The following is a 1,802-nucleotide window of genomic DNA, read 5'->3' on the forward strand; positions in this document are numbered from 1 at the left end:
ATCGAATCTAGGCCAACTGCAATCAATCCCAGAGTGGAAAATACCATCGATATCGATGGTATCGATATAACGAAAAGAGAAGAACCCCCTTTGCTCCCATTCATTTTCAACCGTGAGATAGGGAGCATCAAAATTCCATTCTCCTCTACTCAAATCGCATCGCTCGAAAATCATATCGTTCAATGTAGCTCCAATGATTTGACCGTATCTCCAGTTACAGTCAACAAAACTGGGTTTATAGCGACAGCCTTTCATGACGGAATATTGCAAGTTACACCCAATCAAGGCTGGCATCTGGCAGAACTCCCATTTACTATGGGAGAAATTGCAGTTAATGAATTTACTGCCAATGGTGACATTACTATGCCAGTACTGCCCCATACGAATTTGCCTGAAAATAGTTCCAGCAAAATTGACCCCTTCCAAATTAACAATACCTTTAGGACTACAATTCAAAACGATGCCAGACAAGATGACACCTTGAAAGTCTCTTTCCCCAGCAGCGTATCTAGCCAACAATTCTTTAGCAGTAATCTCAGCCATAACTTATCTTTAAATTTACTATCGAGATCGTTACAGAAACGTAGGGTGGGCAGTGCCCACAAATATATTATCGATCGAATTCAATCAATGTTGAAATGTGATTTAGATCGATAGCAATTGAGATAACATTTTACAATTTAATGCGATATCGGCTCGATCGATTGGTGAAGAATTTTCGATCGCGTAGCGTACCGGAGGTAATCGAATAAAACAGTTTAAAGTCTTTTTGCTTCAGCTATATATGGTCTGTGGGCAGTGCCCACCCTACTTGCTCAACCCAACCTACATGGAGAAATCTCACTATTATCGATCGACCCAATTTTTCAGCTTCAAACCAGGAATTTGTCTAAAATGCCGTAAATTTCTCGTCACTAGTGTCGCTCGATTGGCAAGAGTAATACTGGCAATTAACAAATCGGCTCGTCCAATTTTACGAAACTTAGCTTCACTACGCAAGCGATCGAATTCGTTCGATGCAGCTCGATCTACAGATACGATTAACAAATCGTTCAATAATGCTTCCGTCCGAAACAAAAGCTCTTGCGCTTTAAGTAAACTCTCGCCAGTTTCAGCTTTAATTAAATAGTCGATCCGTCCGCGTAAAACCTCGACCTTAGTAATAATCGTAATTCCCACATCTTCATCTGCTACCGATTTTAATCGCTCCACAACATTAGCATTACCAGCATGAAGATGTGTCAAGGTATCGGTATCGAGCAAATACATTAATTAGACCCTAAATTATCATCAATTTCGGGACGCTCTCTAGCTTGATAAATTGACGCTCTCAGTCGATAGATCTCATCATCATCAGCTAAAGCCCCTGCTTGAGCGAGTAAGATCGAACTACTACTTTTAGAACGCAACCAATCATCGATCGCCGATTTCAAAAATCGCCAATCATTTTCAATTTTCCGACCGGGAATATTACCTTTTAGAGCTTGGCTGGCAACTGTTTCGATCGATAATCGTAAGTAAACTGAAGCCTCTTCTAAAGTTAGGACATCAGGAATAGTAACTCTGTCCATAATTTCGATCGACGGTGATGTGGTGTGAATCTAAACTCAAATCTGCTTTTATTCTACCAAACATTACCCACTGGTAGCGGTAAAAAGATGCGATCGAACTTATTTACTAAAAATCCCGATCGTTTGGGGAAGTCTAGTTTTGGGTTGCATAATTGTTTTACCATTGACAATTAAACCCGTACTCTGTCCGCCATCGAGCATGGCGACGCGATCGGCTCCAAATTGACATAA

Annotated in this window: 3 protein-coding genes; all 3 read right to left on the reverse strand. The window is 40.7% G+C overall.

The window, feature by feature from the left end:
- Positions 1-543, reverse strand: a 543-nt coding sequence (locus tag RMO79_RS01865) for a pentapeptide repeat-containing protein (protein ID WP_396136496.1), incomplete at its 3' end; no start/stop codon positions are given.
- A 303-nt stretch (positions 544-846) separates the two neighbouring features.
- On the reverse strand, positions 847-1,269 hold the full coding sequence (locus tag RMO79_RS01870; RefSeq protein ID WP_310481353.1) for a type II toxin-antitoxin system VapC family toxin: 423 nt from the start codon (positions 1,267-1,269) through the stop codon (positions 847-849).
- Complete coding sequence (locus tag RMO79_RS01875; RefSeq protein WP_310481354.1) at positions 1,269-1,571, reverse strand: helix-turn-helix domain-containing protein; 303 nt, start codon at positions 1,569-1,571, stop codon at positions 1,269-1,271. The genes RMO79_RS01870 and RMO79_RS01875 overlap by 1 nt, the downstream gene beginning before the upstream one ends.
- Positions 1,572-1,802: the final 231 nt, after the last annotated feature.

Origin of the sequence: Chamaesiphon sp. VAR_48_metabat_403, from assembly GCF_031422475.1 — a bacterium.
Classification (GTDB): domain Bacteria; phylum Cyanobacteriota; class Cyanobacteriia; order Cyanobacteriales; family Chamaesiphonaceae; genus Chamaesiphon.

What these genes read in the sequence shown, in the direction of transcription:
- RMO79_RS01870 (WP_310481353.1), bottom strand. Translation starts at nt 1,269, where the DNA reads ATGTATTTGCTCGATACCGATACCTTGACACATCTTCATGCTGGTAAT.
- RMO79_RS01875 (WP_310481354.1), bottom strand. Translation starts at nt 1,571, where the DNA reads ATGGACAGAGTTACTATTCCTGATGTCCTAACTTTAGAAGAGGCTTCA.